The following is a 25175-nucleotide window of genomic DNA, read 5'->3' as shown; positions in this document are numbered from 1 at the left end:
AGCTGGTCCACCTCGCGCAGTACGGCAGCCGGGACTGCGCGAGCCCGCGCACCCAGTCGATGCTGTATGCGATGGAGGCCCGCGCCTACGCCAACATGGGCCAGCCCGGCCGGTGCAAGCGGGCCGTCAGGATGGCCGAGGACGTCTTCGCCGACGCGGACGACTGGGACGAGCCCGACCCCGACTGGATCCGCTTCTTCTCCGAGGCCGAGCTGTACGGCGAGAACTCGCACTCCTTCCGCGATCTGGCCTATGTGGCAGGCCGCAGCCCGACCTACGCCTCGCTGGCCGAGCCGCTCATGCAGAAGGCGGTGGACCTGTTCGCGAAGGACGGCGAACACCAGCGCTCCTACGCGCTGAACCTCATCGGCATGGCCACCGTGCACCTGCTGCGCCAGGAACCCGCGCAGAGCGCCGTGCTGGCCGCGCAGGCCATGAAGGCGGCCAAGCGGGTCCGCTCCGAGCGTGTCAACACTCGTATCCGAAAGACCGTCGACACGGCCGTCCGCGACTTCGGGAACCTCACCGAGGTCGTCGATCTCACCGACCGGCTCGCCGTGGAGCTGCCGGAGACCGCCGAGGCGGTCTGACACACGGCGAAACCCCTGAACCCCGGCCGCGGCCGGCCCTCCCGAACCGCCCGACTCGGCTCCCCCGTGCCAGGTCATCGGAAGGCCGACCGCGGCCGGTTTGCGTGTTCCGACGAAGGTTGCGCCACGATAACGATCCACTCGCGGAACATCAGCCAGTTCATCGAGGCGTAACCCACAAGGTGCCTTCGTCACGGCGGCGAAACAACGAGGGGCGTCGACCGAAACGGCGCTGCGCCAATCTCATGGCGCATAACCGGCCCACCCCCGAATCCCGCTCTGGCTTCGCCCGCACGGGGCCGTACCAACGACGAGGAGACGCCGATGGCACCAGCCATCACGCTTGCGGCGGACGCACCCACGCTGTCGTCCGCGAACACAGGCTTCATGCTCATCTGTTCCGCCCTGGTGATGCTCATGACCCCGGGCCTGGCCTTCTTCTACGGAGGCATGGTCCGGGTCAAGAGCACCCTGAACATGCTGATGATGAGCTTCATCAGCCTGGGGATCGTCACGATCCTTTGGGTGCTCTACGGCTTCTCCCTCGCCTTCGGCACCGACTCCGGCTCGCTCATCGGCTGGAACTCCGACTGGGTCGGCCTCAGCAACATCGGCCTGACGGAGCTGTGGGACGGGTACACGATCCCCGTCTTCGTCTTCCTGGTCTTCCAGCTGATGTTCGCCATCATCACGCCCGCCCTGATAAGCGGTGCGCTCGCGGACCGCGTGAAGTTCTCCGCCTGGGCACTGTTCATCACCCTGTGGGTCACGATCGTGTACTTCCCCGTCGCCCACTGGGTCTGGGGCGCCGGCGGCTGGGCCTTCGAGCTCGGCGTGATCGACTTCGCCGGTGGTACGGCGGTGCACATCAACGCCGGTGCCGCGGCCCTCGGCGTGATCCTGGTCATCGGCAAGCGCGTCGGATTCAAGAAGGACCCGATGCGCCCGCACAGCCTCCCGCTGGTCATGCTCGGCGCCGGTCTGCTGTGGTTCGGCTGGTTCGGCTTCAACGCCGGCTCGTGGCTCGGCAACGACGACGGCGTCGGCGCGCTGATGTTCGTCAACACGCAGGTCGCCACCGCCGCCGCCATGCTGGCCTGGCTGATCTACGAGAAGATCCGCCACGGCGCGTTCACCACGCTGGGCGCCGCCTCCGGCGCGGTCGCCGGTCTGGTCGCCATCACCCCCTCGGGCGGCGCGGTCTCCCCGCTCGGCGCGATCGCCGTCGGCGTCATCGCCGGTGTCCTGTGCGCCATGGCCGTCGGCCTGAAGTACAAGTTCGGTTACGACGACTCGCTCGACGTGGTCGGCGTTCACCTGGTCGGCGGAGTCGTCGGCTCCCTGCTGATCGGCTTCTTCGCCAGCGGCAAGGGCCAGTCCGAGGTCCAGGGCCTCTTCTACGGCGGCGGTCTCGACCAGTTCTGGAAGCAGTGCGCCGGAGTCTTCGCGGTCCTCGGCTACTCGCTGGTGGTCTCCGCGATCCTCGCCTTCCTGCTCGACAAGACGATCGGCATGCGCGTCCCCGAGGACGACGAGGTGGCCGGCATCGACCAGGCCGAGCACGCCGAGACCGCATACGACTTCAGCGGTGCGGGTGGCGGTGCCGCCCGGTCCAACGTCACGGGCCCGGTGGCCGACACTGCGAGCAAGAAGGTGGACGCATGAAGCTCATCACCGCCGTCGTGAAGCCCCACCGGCTCGACGAGATCAAGGAAGCCCTCCAGGCCTTCGGGGTCCACGGCCTCACGGTCACCGAGGCCAGCGGTTACGGTCGTCAGCGGGGACACACCGAGGTCTACCGCGGTGCCGAGTACACCGTCGACCTCGTCCCCAAGATCCGCATCGAGGTGCTGGCCGAGGACGACGACGCCGAGCAGCTGATCGACGTCATCGTCAAGGCGGCCCGCACCGGCAAGATCGGTGACGGCAAGGTCTGGTCCCTCCCGGTCGAGACCGCCGTACGGGTCCGCACCGGCGAGCGCGGCCCGGACGCGCTCTGACCGCAGAACAGAACAGGAGCCACTGGGTGACGAGTACGGACGTGCGCAAGGATGCAGAGGACTCGGGACCCAGCGGCTACGCGGCGGCCCGGCTGCGCCTCCTCAACGAGGAGGCGCGGTCCGGGCCGCCGCGCCGTTCCGCCCTCTCCGAACTGACCGACGACTGGCTGGCGGGCCTGTTCACCGCCGGCAGCGAGGAACTCAGAGGCGTCTCCCTCGTCGCCGTCGGCGGCTACGGCCGCGGCGAGCTGTCCCCGCGCAGCGACCTCGACCTGCTGCTGCTGCACGACGGCAGCGCCCCCCAGGCCGTCGCCGCCCTCGCCGACCGCCTCTGGTACCCGGTATGGGACCTCGGCCTCGCCCTGGACCACTCCGTGCGCACACCGGCGGAGGCCCGCAAGACCGCCGGCGAGGACCTGAAGGTCCAGCTCGGCCTGCTCGACGCCCGCCACCTCGTGGGCGACCTGGGGCTGACGGCGGGACTGCGCACCGCCGTACTGGCCGACTGGCGCAACCAGGCGCCCAGGCGGCTGCCCGAACTCCAGGAGCTGTGCGCCGAGCGCGCCGAACGCCAGGGCGAACTGCAGTACCTGCTGGAACCCGACCTCAAGGAGGCCCGCGGCGGCCTGCGCGACGCCACCGCCCTGCGCGCCGTCGCCGCCTCCTGGCTCGCCGACGCCCCCCGCGAGGGCCTCGACGATGCCCGCCGCCGCCTCCTCGACGTCCGTGACGCCCTGCACCTGACGACCGGCCGCGCCACCGACCGGCTGGCCCTCCAGGAACAGGACCAGGTCGCCGCCGAACTCGGCCTCCTCGACGCCGACACCCTCCTGCGCCAGGTGTACGAGGCCGCCCGCGTCATCTCGTACGCCAGCGACGTCACCTGGCGTGAAGTGGGGCGCGTGCTCAGGGCGCGCTCGGTGCGGCCCCGGCTGCGCGCCATGCTCGGCGGCGGCAAGCCCGTCGCCGAGCGCTCCCCGCTGGCCGAAGGTGTCGTGGAGCAGGACGGCGAGGTGGTGCTCGCCCGCGCCGCGCGCCCCGAACGCGACCCCGTGCTGCCCCTGCGGGCCGCAGCCGCCGCCGCCCAGGCCGGCCTCCCCCTCTCCCTGCACGCCGTACGGCGTCTCGCGGCCACCGTGCGCCCGCTGCCCACACCCTGGCCCGCCGAGGCCCGCGAGCAGCTCGTGACCCTGCTCGGCTCGGGGCAGCCCACCATCGAGGTCTGGGAGGCGCTGGAGGCCGAGGGACTGATCACCCGGCTGCTGCCCGACTGGGAGCGGGTGCGCTGCCGGCCCCAGCGCAACGCCGTGCACATCTGGACCGTCGACCGGCACCTCATCGAGACCGCCGTGCGGGCCTCCGAGTTCACCCGCCGCGTCAGCCGCCCCGACCTGCTGCTCGTCGCCGCCCTGCTGCACGACATCGGCAAGGGCTGGCCCGGCGACCACTCCGTGGCCGGCGAGATCATCGCCAAGGACGTGGCCGCCCGCATCGGCTTCGACCGTACCGAGGTGGCCGTCCTCTCCACCCTCGTACGGCATCACCTGCTGCTCGTCGAGACGGCCACCCGACGGGACCTGGAGGATCCGGCCACCGTCCGCTCGGTCGCCGAGGCGGTCGGTTCCCAGGGCACCCTGGAACTGCTGCACGCGCTGACCGAGGCGGACGCGCTGGCCACCGGCCCGGCCGCCTGGTCGTCCTGGCGGGGTTCGCTCGTGGCGGACCTGGTCAGGCGCGTCTCGGCGGTGCTCGCCGGGGAGCTGCCGGAGGAGCCCGAGGCCGCCGCGGCCACCGCAGAGCAGGAACGGCTCGCCATCGAGGCGGTCGCCACCGGCAGCCCCGTCCTCTCCCTGCGCGCCCAGACCGAACCCCCGGCCGACCTCGCGGACCAGCCGGCCGGCGACCCCGAGCCGCTCGGCGTGGAGCTGCTCATCGCCGTACCCGACCAGCCGCGGGTGCTGCCGGCGGTGGCCGGCGTGCTCGCCATGCACCGGCTGACCGTGCGCACGGCGGAGCTGCGGGCCCTGCCGCTGCCGTCCGGCGTCGAGGGCTCCGTGCTGCTGCTGAACTGGCGCGTCGCCGCGGAGTACGGCTCCCTGCCCCAGGCCGCCCGGCTCCGCGCCGACCTGGTGCGCGCCCTGGACGGCTCCCTGGACATCGCGGGCCGGCTCGCGGAACGCGACGCGGCCTACCCCCGGCGCCGGGGCGTGGTCGCGCCCCCGCCGCGGGTGACCGTCGCCTCGGCGGCCTCCCACCTGGCCACCGTCATCGAGGTACGCGCGCAGGACGCGCCGGGCCTGCTGTTCCGGATCGGGCGGGCGCTGGAGGACGCGGGCGTGCGGATGCGCAGCGCGCACGTGAGCACGCTGGGCGCGAACGCGGTGGACGCGTTCTACGTCACGGGAGCCTCGGGCAGCCCGCTGCCGGGCGACGAGGCGGCGGCGGTGACGCGGAAGCTGGAGGAGATGTTGCGGGGGTGACCTTTGCGGTGCGGGGAGGTCACCCGGTGTGCTCCCCGCCGACGCGGCGGTTTCGTCCCCGCCCGCTGTATGCAGCGGGCGGGGACGTTTGTCTTGCGGGCCAGATACTCTGGAGGGCGACCCACTGCCCCCGACTTCGAGGACCGACGCCACCGTGTTCGATACCCTCTCCGACCGCCTCAGCGCGACTTTCAAGAATCTCCGCGGCAAGGGCAGGTTGTCCGAGGCGGACATCGACGCCACGGCCCGCGAGATCCGCATCGCGCTCCTCGAAGCCGACGTGGCCCTGCCTGTCGTGCGCACCTTCATCAAGAACGTCAAGGAGCGGGCCCTCGGCGTCGAGGTCTCCAAGGCCCTGAACCCGGCCCAGCAGGTCCTGAAGATCGTCAACGACGAACTCGTGACCATCCTGGGCGGCGAGACCCGGCGCCTGCGCTTCGCCAAGAACCCGCCCACCGTGATCATGCTGGCCGGCCTCCAGGGTGCCGGTAAGACGACCCTCGCGGGCAAGCTCGGCCACTGGCTGAAGGAGCAGGGCCACTCGCCGCTGCTCGTCGCCGCCGACCTCCAGCGCCCCAACGCCGTCAACCAGCTCAGCGTCGTCGCCGAGCGGGCCGGGGTGGCCGTCTACGCCCCGCAGCCGGGCAACGGCGTCGGTGACCCGGTCCAGGTCGCCAAGGACTCCATCGACTACGCGAAGTCCAAGGTCCACGACATCGTGATCGTGGACACCGCCGGCCGGCTCGGCATCGACGCCGAGCTGATGCAGCAGGCCGCCGACATCCGCGACGCCGTCTCGCCCGACGAGATCCTCTTCGTCGTCGACGCGATGATCGGCCAGGACGCCGTCAACACCGCCGAGTCCTTCCGCGACGGTGTCGGCTTCGACGGCGTGGTGCTCTCCAAGCTCGACGGTGACGCCCGCGGTGGTGCCGCCCTGTCGATCCGGCAGATCACCGGCAAGCCGATCATGTTCGCGTCGAACGGCGAGAAGCTCGACGACTTCGACGCCTTCCACCCTGACCGGATGGCCTCCCGCATCCTCGACATGGGTGACCTGCTCACCCTGATCGAGCAGGCGGAGAAGACGTTCAGTCAGGAAGAGGCCGAGAAAATGGCCTCCAAGCTGGCGTCGAAGAAGGGCCAGGACTTCACCCTGGACGACTTCCTGTCCCAGATGGAACAGGTCAGGAAGATGGGGTCGATCTCCAAGCTGCTCGGCATGCTGCCGGGCATGGGCCAGATCAAGGACCAGATCCAGAACATCGACGAGCGCGACATCGACCGCATGGCCGCGATCATCAAGTCGATGACCCCGGCCGAGCGCCAGGACCCGGCGATCATCAACGGCTCGCGCCGCGCCCGTGTCGCCAAGGGTTCCGGTGTCGAGGTCAGCGCGGTGAAGGGCCTGGTCGAGCGGTTCTTCGAGGCCCGCAAGATGATGTCCCGCATGGCCCAGGGTGGCGGTATGCCGGGCATGCCCGGAATGCCGGGGATGGGTGGCGGCCCCGGCCGCGCCAAGAAGCAGCCGAAGAAGGCCAAGGGCAAGCAGCGCTCCGGCAACCCGATGAAGCGCCGGCAGCAGGAGCTGGAGGAGGCCGAGCGCAGGGCCGCCGGAGCCCAGGGCGGCGCCCTCGGCCTGCCGGGCCAGCAGGCCGGCCAGGACTTCGAGCTCCCCGACGAGTTCAAGAAGTTCATGGGCTGATCACGGCCGTACGGTGTCGGGGGCGCCCCTCCTCGAAGGGGGGTGCCCCCGTTGCGTTCCCGCAGGTGCTCACGGCTGCGGTGTGTCGTAACGTCCCGATATGACCAATGCTGCGCCGCCACGGAAGTCGCCCGACCAGCCCTGGCGTACCGAGGGTGCCCCGGAGGAGCCGCCCAAGCCGCCGCCGGGCGGGCGGCGGGTGCGCGGCGGCTGGTGGAGCCTGATCCTCGCCGCCCTGGTCGTGTTCCTGATCGCGCTGCTGGTGCTGTCGTTCTTCAACGAGGGCGACGAGCCGACCATCTCGTACACCGAGTTCAGCCGGCAGGTCGACGAGGGCAACGTCAGCAAGATCTACGCCAAGGGCGACGCGATCCAGGGGCAGCTGCGGAAGGGGCGGGACAACCCCGAGGGCGACGGGACGTACACCAAGTTCCGCACCGAGCGGCCGACCTTCGCGGACGACCGGCTCTGGGACGAACTCACCGAGCACGACGTCACCGTCACGGCCGAGCCGGTCGTCAAGCAGCGCAGCTTTCTCGCCAATCTGCTGATCTCCCTGGCGCCGATGGTGCTGCTCGTCGCCGTGTGGGTGTTCATCGCCCGGCGGATGCGCTCGGGAGGCCTGGGCGGGGCGGGCGGCATGCTCGGCCGTAAGGCGCCGCCCAAACCGGTCGAGCTGGAGCCCGGGCAGGAGCGGACGACGTTCGACGACGTGGCCGGCATCGACGAGGTCGCCGGCGAGCTGAGCGATGTCGTCGACTTCCTGAAGAATCCCGACGCCTACCGCCGGATGGGCGCCAAGATGCCCCGCGGAGTGCTGCTCTCCGGCCCGCCCGGCACCGGCAAGACGCTGCTCGCGCGGGCGGTGGCCGGGGAGGCGGGGGTGCCGTTCTTCTCCGCGTCGGCGTCCGAGTTCATCGAGATGATCGTGGGCGTCGGCGCCTCCCGGGTGCGGGAGCTGTTCGCGGAGGCCCGCAAGGTGGCGCCGTCGATCATCTTCATCGACGAGATCGACACCATCGGGCGGGCCCGCGGCGGCGGCTCGGCGATGGGCGGCCATGACGAGCGCGAGCAGACCCTCAACCAGATCCTGACCGAGATGGACGGCTTCTCCGGCTCCGAAGGGGTGATCGTCCTCGCCGCCACCAACCGCGCCGACATCCTGGACCCGGCCCTGACCCGGCCGGGCCGCTTCGACCGGATCGTCAGCGTCTCGCCCCCGGACCGCGGCGGCCGGGAGGCGATCCTCGCCATCCACACCCGCGAGATCCCGCTCGCCCCGGACGTCGACCTCGCCCAGGTGGCCCGTACGACGCCGGGTATGACCGGTGCCGAACTGGCCAACCTCGCCAACGAGGCGGCCCTGCTCGCCGTCAAGCGAGGACAGCAGCAGGTGAGCCGGAGCGACCTGTCCGAGGCCCTGGAGAAGGTGCAGCTCGGCGCGGAACGCTCCCTGGTGATGCCCGAGGAGGAGCGGCGCAGGACGGCGTACCACGAGAGCGGACACGCGCTGCTGGGGATGCTGCAGCCGGGCGCCGACCCGGTCCGCAAGATCACCATCGTGCCGCGCGGCCGGGCACTCGGCGTGACGCTGTCGACACCGGACGCGGACCGGTACGCGTACACGGAGGAGTACCTGCGAGGCCGGATCATCGGCGCGCTCGGCGGCATGGCGGCCGAGCACGTCGTCTACGACATGATCACGACCGGCTCCGAGAACGACCTGGAGCAGGTCACCACCATCGTGCGCGGCATGGTCGCCCGCTGGGGCATGAGCGAGCGCGTGGGCCGCATGTCGGCCCTGCCCGGCGACGCCCAGCAGGCCTACGGGCTCTCCGCCGCCCCGCAGACCCTCGACGCCATCGACCACGAGATGCGGCGCGTCGTCGACGAGTGCTACGAGGAGGCCTGCCGCAAACTCCGCGACCACCGCGGCCAGTTGGACGCACTCGCCCAGGCGCTCCTGGAGAACGAGACGCTGGACGAGGCGGACGCGTACCGCATCGCGGGCGTCACCAGGCTGAGCAAGGACGCCGAGAGCTGAAGGACACCGAGAGCCAGCGGCCCTCGGGGGACACGAGGTGTCAGGGGACCCTGGCGATCAGGTACCGGAAGACGTTCGGCATCCACACCGTGCCGTCCGCGCGCCGGTGGGGGTGGAGCGCCTCGGCCACCTCCTTGTCCACCTGTGCCTGGTCCGTCGCGGAGATCGCCGCGTCGAACAGGCCCGTGGACAGCAGGCCCTTGAGGGCGCTGTCGACGCCCGCGTACCCGAACGGGCAGGCCACCCGCCCGGAACCGTCGGGCCTGAGACCGGCCCGTTGGGCGACCTCCTCCAGGTCGTCGCGCAGCGCCGGCCGCCAACTGCCCGCGGGCCGCAGGGGATCGGCCAGCCTCGTGGCGACCCGCAGCACGGACGAGGTCGCGCAGCGCTCCGGCGGGCCCCAGCCCACCAGCACCACGGGCGCCCCGCGCTCGGCCAGCGGCGTGGCGGCCGAGAGCAGCTCGCCGAGCCCCTCCGAATCACCGGCCAGACATCCGATCGGCTCGAAGGCGGTCACCAGGTTGTACGCGGGCGTCTCCGCGTCGGCCGCGTCCGCGGGTGAGCCGTCGACGAGGCGCATGCCGTCCCGCGCGCGTGTGCCCCACGCCTCCGGGGCGAGCCGCTGCCGGGCGAGGGCCAGCCGCTCCGGGGCCAGCGCCTCGACGCCGGTGAGGGCCGCGCCTCTGGAGGCCGCCATCAGCAGGGCCAGCCCGGAGCCGCAGCCGAGGCCCAGGAGCCGGGTGCCGGCCCCCACTTCCAGTCGCTCGTAGACGGCCTCGTAGAGCGGGACCAGCATGCGCTCCTGGATCTCGGACCAGTCACGCGCGCGTGCGCCGAGGTCCACGCGGAGCGCCGGCCCCGTATGGGACAGGTGCTCCCGCACGAGCGTAGGTGTCATGGATAAGCGCCCCAATCCGCCGAGAGTTTGCCGCAGTACCCGTTCAGGTGGCCCCCGTCAGTGCGCCGGCACTCCCTCCCGTATGCCAGGTAACTCCCCACTCGACCCCGCGTCCAGGGGTTGCGGAGGCCTGCTTGCGCGCTGTCCGCGCGTGTGGCGAGATTTCACATCCCGGCAACCTGGGCCCGTACCATCGCGCCATGGCAAAGGCACCCGTTCTTACCCCGCGGGCGGTGGACTTCCCCCGCTGGTACCAGGATCTGATCGCCAAGGCGGAACTGGCCGACAACGGACCGGTGCGCGGCACCATGGTGATCCGGCCGTACGGATACGGGCTGTGGGAGCGGATGCAGGCGGAGATGGACGCCCGCATCAAGAGGACGGGCACCCAGAACGCGTACTTCCCGCTGCTGATCCCGCAGTCGTACCTCGCCCGCGAGGCGGACCACGTGGAGGGCTTCGCGCCCGAGCTGGCCGTGGTGACCCACGGCGGCGGCAAGGAACTGGAGGAGCCCGCGGTCGTCCGGCCCACCTCCGAGATGATCGTCAACGAGTACTTCGCGAAGTGGGTGCAGAGCTACCGCGACCTGCCGCTGCTCATCAACCAGTGGGCCAACGTGGTCCGCTGGGAGCTGCGGCCCCGCCTGTTCCTGCGCACCACGGAGTTCCTGTGGCAGGAGGGTCACACCGCGCACGCCACCTACGAGGACGCCCGTGACTTCGCCGCGCGCATCCACCGCCGGGTCTACGAGGACTTCATGGTGAACGTCCTGGCCATGGACGTGGTGCCAGGCCGCAAGACCGTCAAGGAGCGGTTCGCCGGTGCCGTCAACACCCTCACCCTCGAAGGCATGATGGGCGACGGCAAGGCCCTCCAGATGGCCACCAGTCATGAGCTGGGCCAGAACTTCGCCAAGGCCTTCAACACCTCGTACCTGTCGAAGGACGGCACGCAGGAACTGGTCTGGCAGACGTCCTGGGGCTCGACGACCCGCATGATCGGTGCCCTGGTGATGATGCACGGCGACGACAGCGGGCTGCGCGTCCCGCCGAGGCTGGCGCAGATCCAGGCCGTCGTCCTCGCGATCAAGGGCGACGAGGCGGTTCTGGCCAAGGTCCACGAGGTCGGCGACCGGCTGAGGGCGGCCGGGATCAGGGTCCATGTCGACGACCGCACCGACACCCCGTTCGGCCGGCGCGCGGTCGACTGGGAGCTGAAGGGCGTCCCGGTCCGCGTCGAGATCGGCCCGCGCGATCTCGCGGACGGCACGGCGATGCTGGCCCGGCGCATCCCCGGGGGCAAGGAGCCGGTCGCCCTGGACGCGCTGGCCGGCCTGCTGCCCGCGATCCTCGAGGAGGACCAGGCGCTGCTGCTCAGGCAGGCCCGGGAGCGCCGTGAGTCCCGTACGGCGGACGTGTCCACGCTCGGCGAGGCCGTCGAGGTGGCCACCGCCGGCGGCTGGGCCCGCATCCCCTGGGCCGACCTCGGCCCGGACGGCGAGAACGCGCTCGCCGAGCACGCGGCGACCGTACGGTGTCTGGTCGCCGCGGACGGGTCGGTGCCCGAGGCCGAGGACGCGCCCGGTAACGTCGCGATCGTCGCGCGCGCTTACTGAGTCGACGCCCTCCGGGTGAAAAGCGACCGAAACGCCCCTTGCGCCCCGGCGGAACATTCCTCCCTCCGCCTGTGGACGTTGTCTACAGGCGGAGGCGTACGTGGGGCTACGCACCAGCTTGGTACGAGCTGCGAGGCTTCTCCGCAGATCAGCGCACCCGCCCTCGTCAGGACGCATCAGCGGCAACTGACGGGTACGTGCAAATTATTTGGGATGCCCCGGAATAGGAACACAGCGGTACCCCCGCTCGTTGTCATTACGTGAGCACGACACAGACACCACCTGTTCTCGCCGCAGAGCTGGCACAGGCGTGGGCCGACATTCAGCGGTACCACCCCGAGCTGCCGGACCTTGCCGCGCCAGAGTCACTGATCGGGGAGTCGTCGTCCGCCTGCGGTCACGAGCTCTCCTTCGAGCGGCTGCTCCATGAGGCAGTCCACGGCATCGCCGCCGCCCGCGGTGTCCGCGACACCTCGCGCGCCGGCCGCTACCACAACCGCAGATTCCTGGCGATCGCCGAGGAGCTGGGGCTGGACCACCCCGAGGAGCCGCATCCCAGCAGCGGCTTCTCGCTGGTCACGCTCAACCCCGAGGCCAAGCGCCGCTACCGCCCGACGATCGAGCGCCTGCAGCGGGCGCTCAAGGCCCATGTGGCCGCCACCACCGCCGAGACGACCCGTGCCTTCCGCGGCCCGGCCGCCCGGCACGGCTCCTCCGGCGGCGGCGTCCGCGTCAAGGCCGTCTGCGACTGCGGGCGCAACGTCCGGGTCGTTCCGTCGGTCCTGGCCCAGGCTCCGATCGTGTGCGGCGGCTGCGGCAAGCCGTTCCGTATCCCGGAGGTCATGGGCGCGGCGTAATCCGCGGCGCGGACGCACCGGCATCTCGTGGCTGCCGGTTCGACAGCCGGCGCGGGGAGCCGTCACCCGACGGCACCCCGTGATCCGGTGTGCGCACCCGGCGTACGGCCGCCGCAGGGCGATCGTGGCGCCAGGGTGCCGTTGCCGCATGCCCCGCGAACCCTGCGGCTCAAGAGGACCCGCGGGGTGTGGCAGAATGGTCAGCTGTACTCGACAGCCGCATAGGACCCCTCTCTCCTCCGGCTGACGCGTCCATCGGGCACTCGGGTACCGCAACCCCACGCGGCAATCTCGCCGTGCCCAAACACGTCAATTCAGGAGAAGTCACTCCAGTGGCAGTCAAGATCAAGCTGAAGCGTCTGGGCAAGATCCGTGCGCCTCACTACCGCATCGTCGTCGCCGACTCCCGCACCCGTCGTGACGGTCGTGCGATCGAGGAGATCGGCAAGTACCACCCGACGTACAACCCGTCGGTCATGGAGGTCGACGCCGACCGCGTGGCCTACTGGCTGGGTGTCGGCGCGCAGCCGACCGAGCCCGTCCTCGCCATCCTGAAGAAGACCGGCGACTGGCAGAAGTTCAAGGGCGAGCCCGCCCCGGCTCCGCTGCTCGTCGCCGAGCCGAAGAAGGCGCGCCCGCTGTTCGAGGCCCTCGGTGGCGACGACTCGGGCAAGGGTGAGGCCATCACCCAGAAGAAGAAGGCTGAGAAGAAGGACGAGGCCGCGGCTGAGTCCGAGTCGACCGAGGCCTGAGCAGCATGCTCGAAGAGGCGCTTGAGCACCTCGTGAAGGGCATCGTCGACAACCCTGACGACGTGCAGGTCGCCTCGCGTGACCTGCGCCGTGGTCGTGTGCTCGAGGTCCGGGTCCACCCGGACGACCTCGGCAAGGTGATCGGCCGCAACGGCCGCACCGCACGCGCTCTGCGCACCGTCGTGGGCGCCATCGGCGGCCGCGGTGTCCGTGTCGACCTCGTCGACGTGGACCACGTCCGCTGACGCATCTGCAGCACCGGCTCGGGCCGGGGAGGGCCACTGGGCCGTCCCCGGCCCGCAGTCGTTAGGGCAACACGTACGACCGGCATGACAGGTACGACAGGTACGTACAGGTACGACAGGAGATCTTCGACAGTGCAGCTCGTAGTCGCACGGATCGGCCGCGCTCACGGCATCAAGGGCGAGGTCACCGTGGAGGTCCGCACCGACGAGCCGGAACTGCGGCTCGCCCCCGGCGCCGTACTGGCCACGGATCCCGCCGCCAAGGGTCCGCTCACGATCGAGACCGGCCGGGTGCACAGCGGCCGTCTCCTCCTGCGCTTCGAGGGGGTCACCGACCGCACGGGGGCCGAGGCCCTGCGCAACATCCTCCTGATCGCCGACGTGGACCCGGAGGAGCTCCCCGAGGAGGAGGACGAGTACTACGACCACCAGCTCATGGATCTGGACGTGGTGACGAAGGACGGCGTCGAGGTCGGCCGGATCACGGAGATCTCGCACCTGCCCTCGCAGGACCTCTTCATCGTCGAGCGGCCGGACGGGAGCGAGGTGATGATCCCCTTCGTCGAGGCGATCGTCACGGAGATCGACCTGGAGGAGCAGCGGGCGGTCATCGACCCGCCGCCCGGCCTGATCGACGACCGCGCCGAGATCGCCTCCGCACGCGACGACGAGGCGGCGGCGGAGAAGACGGACGACGAGACCGGGGACGGCTCCTGATGCGTCTCGACGTCGTCACGATCTTCCCCGAGTACCTCGACCCGCTGAACGTCTCCCTGGTCGGCAAGGCCCGCGCGCGTGGTCAGCTGAACGTGCAGGTGCACGACCTGCGGCAGTGGACGTACGACCGGCACAACACGGTCGACGACACCCCGTACGGCGGCGGGCCCGGCATGGTCATGAAGACCGACCCGTGGGGTGACGCCCTCGACACCGTCCTCGCCGACGGCTACGAGAGCGGCGCGCACGCCCCCGTACTCGTCGTCCCCACCCCCAGCGGCCGGCCCTTCACCCAGGAACTCGCCGTCGAACTCTCCGAGCGGCCCTGGCTGATCTTCACGCCGGCCCGCTACGAGGGCATCGACCGGCGCGTCATCGACGAGTACGCCACCCGGATCCCGGTCTACGAGGTCTCCATCGGCGACTACGTCCTGGCCGGCGGCGAGGCGGCCGTCCTCGTCGTCACGGAGGCCGTGGCACGCCTGCTGCCCGGCGTGCTCGGCAACGCCGAGTCCCACCGCGACGACTCCTTCGCGCCCGGCGCCATGGCGAACCTCCTCGAAGGCCCCGTCTACACCAAGCCGCCCGCCTGGCGCGGCCGGGAGATCCCCGAGGTGCTGCTCAGCGGCCACCACGTGAAGATCGCCCGCTGGCGCCGCGACGAGGCCCTGCGCCGTACGACGGCCAACCGGCCCGACCTGATCGAGCGCTGCGACCCCAAGGCCTTCGACAAGAAGGACCGCGAGATGCTCTCCATCCTGGGCTGGTCACCGGACCCGGAGGGTGAGCGGGACGGCCGATTTTGGCGCAGGACCGACGGCGTGGAACAATAGGCCGCTGTTGTGCGCCGTCCGGCGTGCGCCCCTGCCACGGGGGGACACGACGCCCGCCCCGACAGCACGACTCTCCTTCAGAACTCCTAGTTTCCGTTGATGACCTGTGGCATCAACGAGGAAAGCAGACGAAATGTCTCACCTGCTCGACACAGTCGACTCCGCGTCGCTGCGCACCGACGTCCCGGCCTTCCGCCCGGGTGACACCGTCAACGTCCACGTCCGCGTCATCGAGGGCAACCGCTCGCGTGTGCAGCAGTTCAAGGGCGTAGTCATCCGCCGCCAGGGCGCCGGTGTCCGTGAGACCTTCACGGTCCGCAAGGTCTCCTTCTCCGTCGGCGTCGAGCGCACCTTCCCCGTGCACACGCCGATCGTCGAGAAGATCGAGCTGGTCACCCGCGGTGACGTGCGTCGCGCCAAGCTCTACTACCTCCGTGAGCTGCGCGGCAAGGCCGCGAAGATCAAGGAGAAGCGCGACAACTGAGCGCCTTCAGGAGTTCATGGCGGGGCCGGATAGCATCTGGCCCCGATGGACACCGAAGCTCAGCCGACGGAGCGCGACCGCTCCTCCAGCCCTTCCGATCCCGGAGCGATCCCGGACCCGGAGGGACCGGAGGGCCGGTCGCGTTTCGCGTTGGTGGCGCGGATCACGCAGTGGCTGCCAGGCGGCCGGATCACTCTCACGCTGCTGATCTGCCTGCTGTTTTCGCTGCTTCTCAACCTCTTCGTGGTGAAACCGTTCCAGATTCCCAGCGGATCCATGGAGAACGGATTGAGGATCGGTGACCGCGTTCTCGTAAATAGGTTGGCGTACCGTTTCGGTGCCGAGCCGCGGCGCGGCGACGTCGTCGTGTTCGACGGCACCGGGTATTTCGGGAACGCCGACTACGTCAAGCGCGTCGTGGGTGTGGGGGGAGACCACGTGGTCTGCTGCGACAAGGAGGGGAGGATCCAGGTGAACGGCCGACCGGTCGACGAGTCGACGTTCCTGTATCCGGGCGACGGTCCGTCCACGGTGCCCTTCGACGTGGCCGTGCCCGAGGGCGCCCTGTTCCTCCTCGGCGACCACCGCAGCCACTCCAGCGACTCCCGCGACCGCCTCGGCTCACCGGGCGGCGGCATGGTCCCCGTCGACGCTGTGATCGGCCGCGCCGACTGGATCGTCTGGCCCTTCGCCCACCTCACCCGCCTGCACCGCCCGAGCGGCTACGCGCGCGTGCCGGAGGCGAGCACCGCGTCGGACCCGGCGGGCGCCCATGGGTAACCGCGGAAGGCCACGCGGCGTGTCCGACAGCGCCGCGGACAACCTCCTGCCCACCGGCGTCCGGCGCGCCGCCGGCTCGTCCGGTGGCCGCACGCGCGCTGAGCGGCGCAAACTCCAGCGCAAGGTCAAGCGCAAACGCAGGCGCAGCGCCGTCCGGGAGATCCCGCTCCTCGTCGGGGTGGCCGTCCTGATAGCGCTCGTCCTGAAGACCTTCCTGGTGCAGGCCTTCGTGATCCCGTCCGGCTCGATGGAGCAGACGATCCAGATCGGCGACCGGGTCCTGGTGGACAAGTTCACCCCGTGGTTCGGCTCCAAGCCGCAGCGCGGGGACGTCGTCGTCTTCAAGGACCCCGGCGGCTGGCTCCAGGACGAGCAGCCCACCACCAAGAAGGACGACCCCATCGTCGTCAAGCAGATCAAGGAAGGGCTCACCTTCATCGGTCTGCTGCCGTCCGACAACGAGAAGGACCTCATCAAGCGGGTCGTCGGCGTGGGCGGCGACCACGTCCAGTGCTGCGACGCGCAAGGGCGCGTCACGGTCAACGGCGTCCCCCTGAACGAGGCGGACTATCTGTACCCCGCCAACGCGCCCTCGCTCACGCCCTTCGACATCACCGTCCCCCAGGGCCGCCTGTGGGTGATGGGCGACCACCGGGAGAACTCCGCGGACTCCCGGGCCCACCAGGACACGGACTACGGCGGCACGGTGTCCGAGGACGGCGTGGTGGGGCGTGCCATGGTCATCGCCTGGCCGCTGGGCCACTGGAACTCCCTCAAGGAACCGCAAACCTTTTCCGCCGTGACCGACTCGGTGTCCGGGGCGACCGCGCGGTCCGACGGGTCGCATAGGGTTGCCCCCGACGATCCGAACGGAACGATCCGACTCCCGAGCCCTGCGGAACTCCCGCTCGTTATGGGAGTGGTGGGCCTGCGTCGCATGTGGGGCAGGCAGCGGCACAGAGTAAGGAGTTGGCGTGGGGGATGTGGCGGTTGGCGCACGGTCCGGGCACGACGGCGAGGAGCACCGCGGACACCCCGTGGACGAGGCCGGCCCGGCCCAGGACAGCGCTGTGACCTCCGGGAATGACTCCCCGGCGGCCGGAGACGACGGGCCGGGGGACGGGCAGCCCCCGGTGACGGGGCAGGGCTCCGGTGACGGGGCCCCCAAGGCGAAGAAGCCGCGCTCCTTCTGGAAGGAGCTGCCGATCCTGATCGGCATCGCGCTCGTCCTGGCGCTGCTCATCAAGACGTTCCTGGTGCAGGCGTTCTCGATCCCCTCCGACTCGATGCAGAACACCCTCCAGCAGGGTGACCGCGTCCTGGTCGACAAGCTCACTCCCTGGTTCGGCTCCGAGCCCGAGCGCGGGGAGGTCGTCGTCTTCCACGACCCGGACGCCTGGCTCGCGGGTGAGCCCACGGCGGAGCCGAACGCGATCCAGACCTTCCTCAGCTGGATCGGTCTGATGCCGTCGGTCGAGGAGAAGGACCTGATCAAGCGGGTGATCGGGGTCGGCGGCGACACCGTCTCCTGCAACAAGACCGGCCCCTTGAGGGTCAACGGCAAGGCGCTGAACGAGCCGTACGTGTACCCGGGGAACACCCCGTGCAGCATGGACGACCAGGGCGGGCAGTTCACGGTGAAGGTCCCCAAGGGCTTCATCTGGGTGATGGGCGACCACCGCCAGAACTCGCGCGACTCCCGCTACAACCAGTCCGACAAGAACCACGGCATGGTCCCGGTCGACGAGGTCGTCGGCCGTGCCATCGTCAAGGCCTGGCCGATCAACCGCTGGGGCACGCTGCCGGTGCCGGCCACCTTCGACCAGGACGGTCTCAACGCCGGGTCGGCGGCCTCGGCCGCCCTCACGGTCGCACCGCAGGGCGCGGCCCTCGTCGGTGTCGTCCCGCTGGTCCTCTGGCGCCGCCGGCGCGCCGAGCCGTCCGAGAACCGCTGATCCGCCCGCGGCCCGCGGCTCCGCCGGGCACACGCTTGCCCGAGGTCGCGGGCCAGGCCGGGGAAGAGGGGCTGCCCCGGCTCGGTACCGCCGGGTAGGGTGCGGATCCATGGGTGGCGAGAGCACGACACGTACGGCCCCGCGCGGTGGCGGTGGCACCAGCAGTGGCCCGGTGGGCAGCCGGACCGGACACGTGCTGTCCGGTGTGGCCGTCGCGCTGGGCCTCGCGCTGTTCCTCGGCGGATTCGGCTGGGCCGCGCTCATCTACCGGCCGTACACCGTGCCCACCAGCTCGATGACCCCGACGATCGACGCCGGTGACCGGGTCCTCGCCCAGGTCGTGGACGGCGACGAGGTGCGCCGCGGTGACGTCGTCGTCTTCACCGACAAGACGTGGGTGAGCAACGCGCCCGTGGTCAAGCGGGTCGTCGCGGTGGGCGGCGACACCGTCGCCTGCTGCACCGAGGGCAAGCTGACCGTCAACGGCAAGCAGATCGAGGAACCGTATCTGCCCGAGGGCAGCCTCGCCGAGATCACGGACTTCCCGACCGTGAAGGTCCCCGACGGCCGCCTCTTCCTGCTCGGCGACGAACGCCAGGGCTCCCTGGACTCCACCGCCCACCTCACGGACGCCGCCAGCGGCACGGTCGCGCGCAGCTCGGTCAAGGCCCGGGTGGACGCCGTCGTATGGCCCATGAACGGCATGCTCGAGCGCCCCACCGGCTTCGAGTCGCTGGGCACGCTCTCCGAGCCGGGTCCGCTGCGCACGATCGGCTGGCTTATCGCGGCCGGTGCGGTGCTCGTCCTCGGCGGCGGCGCGTACGGCCCGGTCGCCAAGCTCGCCGCCCGCGGCCGCGCCGGCACCCGCCCGGAGCCCGCCGGTGCCCGCTGAGACGACGGACGCGGGCGCCGACTCCTACGAGGGCGGGCTGCGCAGGGTCGCCCGGATCGTGCTGCTCGACCCCGAGGACCGCATCCTGCTGCTGCACGGCCATGAGCCGGACGACCCGTCCGACGACTGGTGGTTCACGCCCGGCGGCGGGGTGGAGGGCGACGAGACCCGTGAACAGGCCGCGCGGCGGGAACTCGCCGAGGAGACCGGCATCACCGACGTCGATCTGGGCCCGGTGCTGTGGCGCCGGAGGTGCTCCTTCCCCTTCGCCGGCCGCCGCTGGGACCAGGACGAGTGGTACTACCTGGCCCGTACGACGGTGACGGCGACCCGGGCTACGGCCCTGACCGAGCTGGAGCGGCGCAGCGTCTCCGGAGCGCGTTGGTGGACGTGTCGGGAACTGACCCAGGCACATGAGACGGTGTATCCGACCAGACTCGCCGGGCTGCTGCGCAGGCTGCTCGACGAAGGTCCCCCGGCCCTGCCCGTAACCCTTGACACGGAAATCGTCTAGCGGCTCACGGGACTGGCGCACAATGGGGGGATCGCACGGCTGAAGGGGAACATGCCATGAGCGCCGAGGACCTCGAGAAGTACGAGACCGAGATGGAGCTGAAGCTCTACCGGGAGTACCGCGACGTCGTCGGTCTGTTCAAATACGTGATCGAGACCGAGCGGCGTTTCTACCTGACCAACGACTACGAGATGCAGGTGCACTCGGTCCAGGGTGAGGTGTTCTTCGAGGTGTCGATGGCGGATGCCTGGGTGTGGGACATGTACCGGCCGGCCCGGTTCGTGAAGCAGGTGCGGGTGCTCACGTTCAAGGACGTGAACATTGAGGAGCTGAACAAGAGCGACCTGGAGCTGCCGGGCGGGTGACCCTCCCGGGCCGTCGCCCCTGTGGGTGACGGAGTTGTCCACAGTCGCCGGGTTGTGCACCAAGATCCTTTTCCGGCGGCGCGGATGCGTGAACGTTGGCACCCGGAGGTGGTGCCGACATGAACACGGATCTGGCACGAGGGGCACTCGGCAGGTACGGCGAGGAACTGGCCGCGCGGCGGCTGGCCGACGCCGGGATGACGGTACTGGAGCGCAACTGGCGTTCCGGCAGGACCGGAGAGATCGACATCGTCGCGCGGGACGGCGACGTGCTGGTCGTCTGCGAGGTGAAGACCCGCAGCGACGGCGGCTTCCAGCACCCGATGGCGGGCGTCACGCCCGAGAAGGCCGAGCGGCTGCGCATCCTCGCCCAGCGATGGATCCAGGCACACGGGGGAGCCCCGCCGGGCGGCGTCCGCATCGACCTCGTCGGCGTCCTCCTGCCCCGGCGCGGGGCCGCACTCGTCGAGCATGTGCGGGGGGTGGCCTGAGATGGGCTTCGCACGCACCTGCTCGGTGGCGCTGGTGGGCGTCGAAGGCGTCGTCGTCGAGGTCCAGGCCGACCTGGAGCCCGGAGTGGCGGCCTTCACGCTGGTGGGACTGCCCGACAAGAGCCTGAGCGAGAGCCGGGACCGGGTGCGGGCGGCGGTGGTGAACTCCGGCGGCGAATGGCCGCAGAAGAAACTCACCGTCGGCCTCAGCCCCGCCTCCGTGCCCAAGGCGGGCAGCGGCTTCGACCTCGCCATCGCCGCAGCGGTGCTCGGCGCGGCCGAGCGGATCGACCCGCGGGTGCTCGCCGACATCGTGATGATCGGGGAGCTGGGCCTCGACGGACGGGTCCGCCCCGTCCGCGGGATCCTCCCGGCGGTGCTGGCGGCGGCGGACGCCGGTTACGAACAGGTGGTCGTGCCGGAATGCGCCGCGGCCGAGGCCTCGCTCGTCCCGGGCATCTCCGTGCTCGGCGTGCGCAGCCTGCGGCAGCTGATCGCGGTACTCGCCGACGAGCCCGTGCCCCACGAGGAACCGGACGAGCCGGGCCGGCCCGACCCGCTCATGGCAGGCCTGCGGTTGCCCGGCACCGGCGCCGTCACCGGCGTCCACGGCCTGGGCGCCGCCCCGCACGACCAGGGACACGACCTCGCGGACGTCGTGGGGCAGAGGTCGGCGCGCACGGCGGTGGAGGTGTCGGCGGCGGGCGGACATCACCTGTTCCTGGAAGGCCCACCAGGTGCCGGCAAGACCATGCTCGCGGAGCGCATGCCCGCCGTCCTGCCCCGGCTGAGCCGGGAGGAGTCCCTGGAGGTCACGGCCGTCCACTCGGTCGCGGGACTGCTGCCGCCGGGCAGGCCGCTGATCGACGTTCCCCCGTACTGCGCCCCGCACCACTCGGCCACGATGCAGGCACTCGTCGGAGGCGGACCCCACATCGCCCGGCCCGGAGCCGTGTCGATGGCTCACCGCGGAATTCTCTTTCTCGACGAGACCCCCGAATTCAGCACCCATGCCCTCGACGCCCTGCGGCAGCCCCTGGAGGCCGGACATGTGGTGATCGCGCGCAGCGCCGGGGTGGTGCGGTTTCCCGCACGGTTCCTCATGGTGCTGGCGGCGAACCCCTGCCCGTGCGGCCGGTTCTCGCAGCGCGACACCCTGTGCGAGTGCCCGCCCTCGGCGATCCGCCGCTACCAGGCCCGCCTCTCGGGGCCACTGCTCGACCGGGTGGACCTGCGGGTCGAGATCGACCCCGTCAGCCGGGCGGAGCTGGCCCACCGCGGCCCCGGCGGCGACTCCACGGCGACGGTCGCCGACCGGGTCCGCGCCGCACGGGAGCGTGCGGGGGCCCGGCTGACGGGCACTCCCTGGCGGACCAACAGCGAGGTGCCGGGACGGGAGCTGCGCAGCCGCTGGCATCCCGTGACCGGCGCGATGGACGATGCCGAGCGGAGCCTGGAGCGCGGGGTGCTCACCGCCCGCGGGCTGGACCGCGTCCTGCGCGTCGCCTGGACCGTCGCCGACCTCGTCGGACACGACCGGCCCGACGCGGGGGACGTCGCCCTGGCCCTCCAACTGCGTACGGGGGTTCCACGCGGTGTGCCGATGGCGCTCGGAGCCCTGACGTGACCGGCGCCGGCGAGCCGGCCGGGGAGCGGCTCGCGCGGGCCTTCCTCACCCGGGTCCTCGAACCCGGTGACGAGGCGGGCGGGGCCTGGGTGCGCGAGCGCGGAGCCGAGGAGGTCGTACGCCGACTGCGCGGCGACCAAGACGCCCTGCCCGGAGTGACCGGGCGTCGCTGGGCCGGGCTCCTGGCACGGGCCGCGCGGGCCGAACCGGAGCGGGACCTGGCCGTCGCCCGGGAGGCCGGGGTGCGGTTCGTCTGTCCGGGGGACGTCGAGTGGCCCGGCCCGCTGGACGATCTCGGAGACGCCCGGCCGCTGGGCCTGTGGGTCCGTGGCCGGCCCAGCCTGCGGATGTGGGCGCTCAGGTCGGTCGCGGTGGTCGGCGCCCGCGCCTGCACCGAGTACGGCGCGCACATGGCGGCCACCCTCGCCGCCGGCCTCGCCGAGCGCGGCTGGGTGGTGGTCTCCGGCGGTGCCTACGGCGTCGACGGCGCCGCCCACCGGGGCGCGCTCGCCGCGGGCGGCGCCACCGTCGCCGTGCTCGCCTGCGGGGTCGACCGGCCCTACCCGCGCGGGCACACGGAGTTGATCAACAGAATCGCGGATCAGGGCCTGGTCGTGGGCGAGTTACCGCCGGGCGACCACCCCACGCAGAGCAGGTTCGTCCTGCGCAACCGGGTCATCGCCGCGCTCACCTGCGGCACCGTGGTCGTCGAGGCCGCCTACCGCAGCGGCTCCCTGGTCACCGCGCGGGCGGCGCAGCGGCTGGGCCGCCACACCATGGGCGTCCCCGGGCCCGCCACCAGCGGGCTGTCGTCGGGCGTGCACGAACTCCTGCGCGGGGAGGCCGTGCTGGTCACCGACGCGGCCGAGGTCGTCGAACTGGTCGGCGACATCGGTGAGCTGGCCCCGGAGCGGCGTGGCCCGGTGCTCCCCCGCGACCTGCTGGAGCCGGACGCCCGGCGGGTCCTGGCCGCGCTTCCCAGCCGGAGGGCGGCGGCGGTCGACGAGATCGCCCGCGAGGGCGGCACCACCAGGGACGACGCGATCGCGAGACTGTACGAACTCAGGGCACTCGGTTACGTCGAACGACACGGCGACGACTGGAAGTTGACACGCCAGGCGATGGACTCCCTCCGAGGGGGGCGGGGCCCGTGTTGACCGAGAGGGTTCGGCCGTCCGGGGGAACGCCGAACCCCTTGAGAATTCCCGCAGTTGACGCGACCCGCCGGTCGCCCAGGGTGACCGGCCTGCCCCGCGGTGGCACCGAGCGGAACGTATCTGCGTACAGCTCGGGGCATGGAGTTCGCACACCGCGACACCCCAGTCACGCTACGCTCACGTGGATTCCGGCACAGACCGGCCACTCGGCACCACTCGACATCAGACCGACGCCAGACCGACAGCTCACCCCAGGCACCCCCACCGCACGCACATCACGGCAGAACGACACAAGGCGACGAATGCCCCAGCACACCTCCGGGTCCGACCGGGCGGCGATCCCCCCAGCCGCCCGCGACGGTGGCAGCGTGCGGCCGCCCGCTCCCTCGACGCTCGACGAGCTGTGGCGGTCGTACAAGGCGACGGGGGACGAGAGGCTGCGGGAACAACTGATCCTGCACTACTCACCGCTCGTGAAGTACGTGGCCGGACGGGTGAGCGTGGGACTCCCGCCCAATGTGGAGCAGGCCGACTTCGTGTCCTCGGGGGTCTTCGGGCTGATCGACGCGATCGAGAAGTTCGACATCGACCGGGAGATCAAGTTCGAGACGTACGCGATCACCTGGATCCGCGGCGCGATGATCGACGAACTGCGGGCGCTGGACTGGATCCCCCGGTCCGTACGGCAGAAGGCGCGCAACGTGGAGCGGGCCTACGCCACCCTGGAGGCGCGGCTCAGACGGACTCCGTCGGAGGTCGAGGTGGCCGCCGAGCTGGGCATCGGCGTGGACGACCTGCACTCCGTGTTCAGCCAGTTGTCGCTGGCCAACGTGGTGGCCCTGGAGGAGCTGCTGCATGTCGGCGGCGAGGGCGGCCTCAGCGTCATGGACACGCTGGAGGACACGGCCGCGGACAACCCCGTGGAGGTGGCCGAGGGCCGGGAGCTGCGGCGGTTCCTGGCACGGGCCATCAACACCCTGCCCGAGCGCGAGAAGACGGTCGTGACGCTGTACTACTACGAGGGCCTGACCCTCGCCGAGATCGGCAACGTACTGGGGGTCACCGAGAGCCGGGTCAGTCAGATCCACACCAAGTCCGTGCTGCAGTTGCGCGCGAAACTGGCGAGCTTCGGTCGCTGAGCGCGCCGGGGACCGGTCGTGAGGGCGGAGCCACTCCCCATGCGGGTGCGGCGTCCGTAGAGTGGTTGACGTGCCAAGGATTCGAGCGGCCTCCGTGGCCGAGCACCGGTCGATGCAGCGAGCCGCCCTGCTGGACGCGGCTCGTTCACTGTTGTCCGAGGGCGGCACGGAGGCGCTGACCTTCCCCGCCCTCGCCGAGCGGACGGGGCTCGCGCGCTCCTCCGTGTACGAGTACTTCCGGTCCAGGGCGGCCGTGGTCGAGGAGCTGTGCGAGGTCGACTTCCCCGTCTGGGCGGCGGAGGTCGAGGCGGCGATGGCCGCGGCGGAGGGGCCGGAGGCCAAGGTCGAGGCGTATGTGCGGCGCCAGCTGGCGCTGGTCGGGGACCGGCGGCACCGGGCCGTGGTGGCGATCTCGGCCAGTGAACTGGACGCGGGAGCGCGGGAGAAGATCCGGGCCGCCCACGGAGGGCTCGTCGCGATGATCGTCGACGCGCTGGGGGAGTTGGGGCATGCGGAGCCGCGGCTGGCGGCGATGCTGGTCCAAGGGGTCGTGGACGCGGCCGTGCGCAGGATCGAGCTGGGTGTGGAGGAGCTTTCCGCGGTGACGGAGGCGGCGGTGGGCATGGTCGTGCGAGGGGTTCGGGGATAGCGGGAGGGCCGCGCGGGCCATCGTCGGTCAAGGGATCACGGCAGCGGTACGCCCAGTACGGGGAGCAGCCGCGACGGGCCCCTTGCCCTCAGCCATGTGGGGAGCAGGGACAGAGGGTTCAGGTAGGTCTCGCCCCTGCGCAGGCCCCAGTGCAGGCACGCGGTGGGGCAGTGGGAGGTCGTGGGGGAGAGGGTGCCGACCGGCTGGTCAGGGGTGATCTCGTCGCCCTCGGTGACCGAGGGCGTCACCGGCTCGTAGGTCGTGCGCAGGGGCGGGGTGCCCGTCCCGGTCAGTTCCAGTGAGACCACGCCCCGTCCCGCCACCCGGCCCGCGAACAGGACCCGGCCCGCGGCGACGGCCCGGACCGGGTCCTGTTCGCGGGCCG

General features: G+C 71.3%; 26 protein-coding genes. 24 read left to right on the top strand and 2 right to left on the bottom strand.

Annotation, left to right across the window (positions count from 1 at the left end):
* The 6 genes from BZL64_RS16305 to ftsH form a co-directional block, all read left to right on the top strand.
* A partial coding sequence (locus tag BZL64_RS16305) for an NsdA family TPR-like regulatory protein (RefSeq protein WP_483025100.1) occupies window positions 1-590 on the top strand: 590 nt, incomplete at its 5' end.
* Between the two features lie 324 nt (window positions 591-914).
* On the top strand, window positions 915-2255 hold the full coding sequence (locus BZL64_RS16300) for an ammonium transporter (RefSeq protein ID WP_086769914.1): 1341 nt from the start codon (window positions 915-917) through the stop codon (window positions 2253-2255).
* Complete coding sequence (locus tag BZL64_RS16295; RefSeq protein WP_003997576.1) at window positions 2252-2590, top strand: P-II family nitrogen regulator; 339 nt, start codon at window positions 2252-2254, stop codon at window positions 2588-2590. Before BZL64_RS16300 ends, BZL64_RS16295 begins: the two co-directional genes overlap by 4 nt.
* A 26-nt stretch (window positions 2591-2616) precedes the next feature.
* Window positions 2617-5070, top strand: a complete 2454-nt coding sequence (locus tag BZL64_RS16290; protein ID WP_086769913.1) for a [protein-PII] uridylyltransferase — start codon at window positions 2617-2619, stop codon at window positions 5068-5070.
* A 154-nt stretch (window positions 5071-5224) separates the two neighbouring features.
* Entirely contained in the window at window positions 5225-6775 is a 1551-nt protein-coding gene (ffh, locus tag BZL64_RS16285) for a signal recognition particle protein (RefSeq protein ID WP_086769912.1), read from the top strand.
* 100 nt (window positions 6776-6875) lie between these two features.
* Window positions 6876-8819, top strand: a complete 1944-nt coding sequence (ftsH, locus tag BZL64_RS16280) for an ATP-dependent zinc metalloprotease FtsH (RefSeq protein ID WP_086769911.1) — start codon at window positions 6876-6878, stop codon at window positions 8817-8819.
* Window positions 8820-8859: 40 nt separating this feature from the next.
* Here the strand turns inward: ftsH and BZL64_RS16275 are convergent, their stop codons facing one another.
* The gene (locus BZL64_RS16275) at window positions 8860-9717 is read right to left on the bottom strand and encodes an SAM-dependent methyltransferase (RefSeq protein WP_086769910.1); all 858 of its coding nucleotides are present in this window, start codon (window positions 9715-9717) and stop codon (window positions 8860-8862) included.
* A 200-nt stretch (window positions 9718-9917) separates the two neighbouring features.
* Here BZL64_RS16275 and proS point away from each other — a divergent pair, with 200 nt between their 5' ends.
* From proS to BZL64_RS16185, 18 genes are all read left to right on the top strand, one after another.
* Window positions 9918-11333 (top strand): proline--tRNA ligase, encoded by a 1416-nt coding sequence (gene proS, locus BZL64_RS16270; protein ID WP_086769909.1) that lies wholly within the window; start codon window positions 9918-9920, stop codon window positions 11331-11333.
* Between the two features lie 260 nt (window positions 11334-11593).
* Window positions 11594-12190 carry a hypothetical protein gene (locus BZL64_RS16265; protein ID WP_086769908.1) on the top strand — a complete coding sequence of 199 codons (597 nt, stop codon included), beginning with the start codon at window positions 11594-11596 and terminating at the stop codon, window positions 12188-12190.
* A 332-nt stretch (window positions 12191-12522) separates the two neighbouring features.
* The gene (gene rpsP / locus BZL64_RS16260) at window positions 12523-12942 is read left to right on the top strand and encodes a 30S ribosomal protein S16 (protein WP_086769907.1); all 420 of its coding nucleotides are present in this window, start codon (window positions 12523-12525) and stop codon (window positions 12940-12942) included.
* Between the two features lie 5 nt (window positions 12943-12947).
* Window positions 12948-13187, top strand: a complete 240-nt coding sequence (locus BZL64_RS16255) for an RNA-binding protein (protein WP_005479813.1) — start codon at window positions 12948-12950, stop codon at window positions 13185-13187.
* Window positions 13188-13319: 132 nt separating this feature from the next.
* Window positions 13320-13904, top strand: a complete 585-nt coding sequence (rimM, locus tag BZL64_RS16250; RefSeq protein WP_086769906.1) for a ribosome maturation factor RimM — start codon at window positions 13320-13322, stop codon at window positions 13902-13904.
* Complete coding sequence (trmD, locus tag BZL64_RS16245; protein WP_086769905.1) at window positions 13904-14737, top strand: tRNA (guanosine(37)-N1)-methyltransferase TrmD; 834 nt, start codon at window positions 13904-13906, stop codon at window positions 14735-14737. Before rimM ends, trmD begins: the two co-directional genes overlap by 1 nt.
* A gap of 133 nt (window positions 14738-14870) precedes the next feature.
* Window positions 14871-15221: a 50S ribosomal protein L19 gene (gene rplS / locus BZL64_RS16240; RefSeq protein WP_007493339.1), complete on the top strand. Its 351-nt coding sequence runs from the start codon at window positions 14871-14873 to the stop codon at window positions 15219-15221.
* Window positions 15222-15266: 45 nt separating this feature from the next.
* A complete protein-coding gene (gene lepB / locus BZL64_RS16235; protein WP_086769904.1) occupies window positions 15267-16001 on the top strand; it encodes a signal peptidase I in 735 nt (244 codons plus the stop codon).
* On the top strand, window positions 15994-17088 hold the full coding sequence (lepB, locus tag BZL64_RS16230) for a signal peptidase I (RefSeq protein WP_086769903.1): 1095 nt from the start codon (window positions 15994-15996) through the stop codon (window positions 17086-17088). Before lepB (BZL64_RS16235) ends, lepB (BZL64_RS16230) begins: the two co-directional genes overlap by 8 nt.
* Window positions 16976-17956, top strand: coding sequence for a signal peptidase I (gene lepB, locus BZL64_RS16225; RefSeq protein WP_086769902.1), 981 nt, complete (start codon window positions 16976-16978; stop codon window positions 17954-17956). Before lepB (BZL64_RS16230) ends, lepB (BZL64_RS16225) begins: the two co-directional genes overlap by 113 nt.
* A gap of 109 nt (window positions 17957-18065) precedes the next feature.
* Window positions 18066-18848: a signal peptidase I gene (gene lepB / locus BZL64_RS16220; protein ID WP_086769901.1), complete on the top strand. Its 783-nt coding sequence runs from the start codon at window positions 18066-18068 to the stop codon at window positions 18846-18848.
* The gene (locus tag BZL64_RS16215) at window positions 18838-19362 is read left to right on the top strand and encodes an NUDIX hydrolase (protein ID WP_086769900.1); all 525 of its coding nucleotides are present in this window, start codon (window positions 18838-18840) and stop codon (window positions 19360-19362) included. Before lepB (BZL64_RS16220) ends, BZL64_RS16215 begins: the two co-directional genes overlap by 11 nt.
* A gap of 56 nt (window positions 19363-19418) precedes the next feature.
* Entirely contained in the window at window positions 19419-19727 is a 309-nt protein-coding gene (locus BZL64_RS16210; RefSeq protein ID WP_003965949.1) for a DUF2469 domain-containing protein, read from the top strand.
* Between the two features lie 119 nt (window positions 19728-19846).
* Window positions 19847-20218, top strand: a complete 372-nt coding sequence (locus tag BZL64_RS16205) for a YraN family protein (RefSeq protein ID WP_086769899.1) — start codon at window positions 19847-19849, stop codon at window positions 20216-20218.
* A gap of 1 nt (window position 20219) precedes the next feature.
* Window positions 20220-21845: a YifB family Mg chelatase-like AAA ATPase gene (locus BZL64_RS16200; protein WP_086769898.1), complete on the top strand. Its 1626-nt coding sequence runs from the start codon at window positions 20220-20222 to the stop codon at window positions 21843-21845.
* Window positions 21842-23002 carry a DNA-processing protein DprA gene (gene dprA / locus BZL64_RS16195; RefSeq protein ID WP_086769897.1) on the top strand — a complete coding sequence of 387 codons (1161 nt, stop codon included), beginning with the start codon at window positions 21842-21844 and terminating at the stop codon, window positions 23000-23002. Before BZL64_RS16200 ends, dprA begins: the two co-directional genes overlap by 4 nt.
* A 302-nt stretch (window positions 23003-23304) precedes the next feature.
* Window positions 23305-24141 (top strand): RNA polymerase sigma factor WhiG, encoded by an 837-nt coding sequence (whiG, locus tag BZL64_RS16190; protein ID WP_086769896.1) that lies wholly within the window; start codon window positions 23305-23307, stop codon window positions 24139-24141.
* Between the two features lie 94 nt (window positions 24142-24235).
* On the top strand, window positions 24236-24790 hold the full coding sequence (locus BZL64_RS16185; RefSeq protein ID WP_086769895.1) for a TetR/AcrR family transcriptional regulator: 555 nt from the start codon (window positions 24236-24238) through the stop codon (window positions 24788-24790).
* A gap of 35 nt (window positions 24791-24825) precedes the next feature.
* On the opposite strand, the gene BZL64_RS16180 is transcribed toward BZL64_RS16185, so the two are convergent.
* A partial coding sequence (locus BZL64_RS16180) for a M23 family metallopeptidase (protein ID WP_143663169.1) occupies window positions 24826-25175 on the bottom strand: 350 nt, incomplete at its 5' end.

It is taken from the genome of Streptomyces bobili (genome assembly GCF_002154575.1).
GTDB lineage: Bacteria > Actinomycetota > Actinomycetes > Streptomycetales > Streptomycetaceae > Streptomyces > Streptomyces bobili.
Note: the sequence above shows the minus strand (reverse complement) of the source record. Positions and strands in the feature narration are given on the sequence as shown.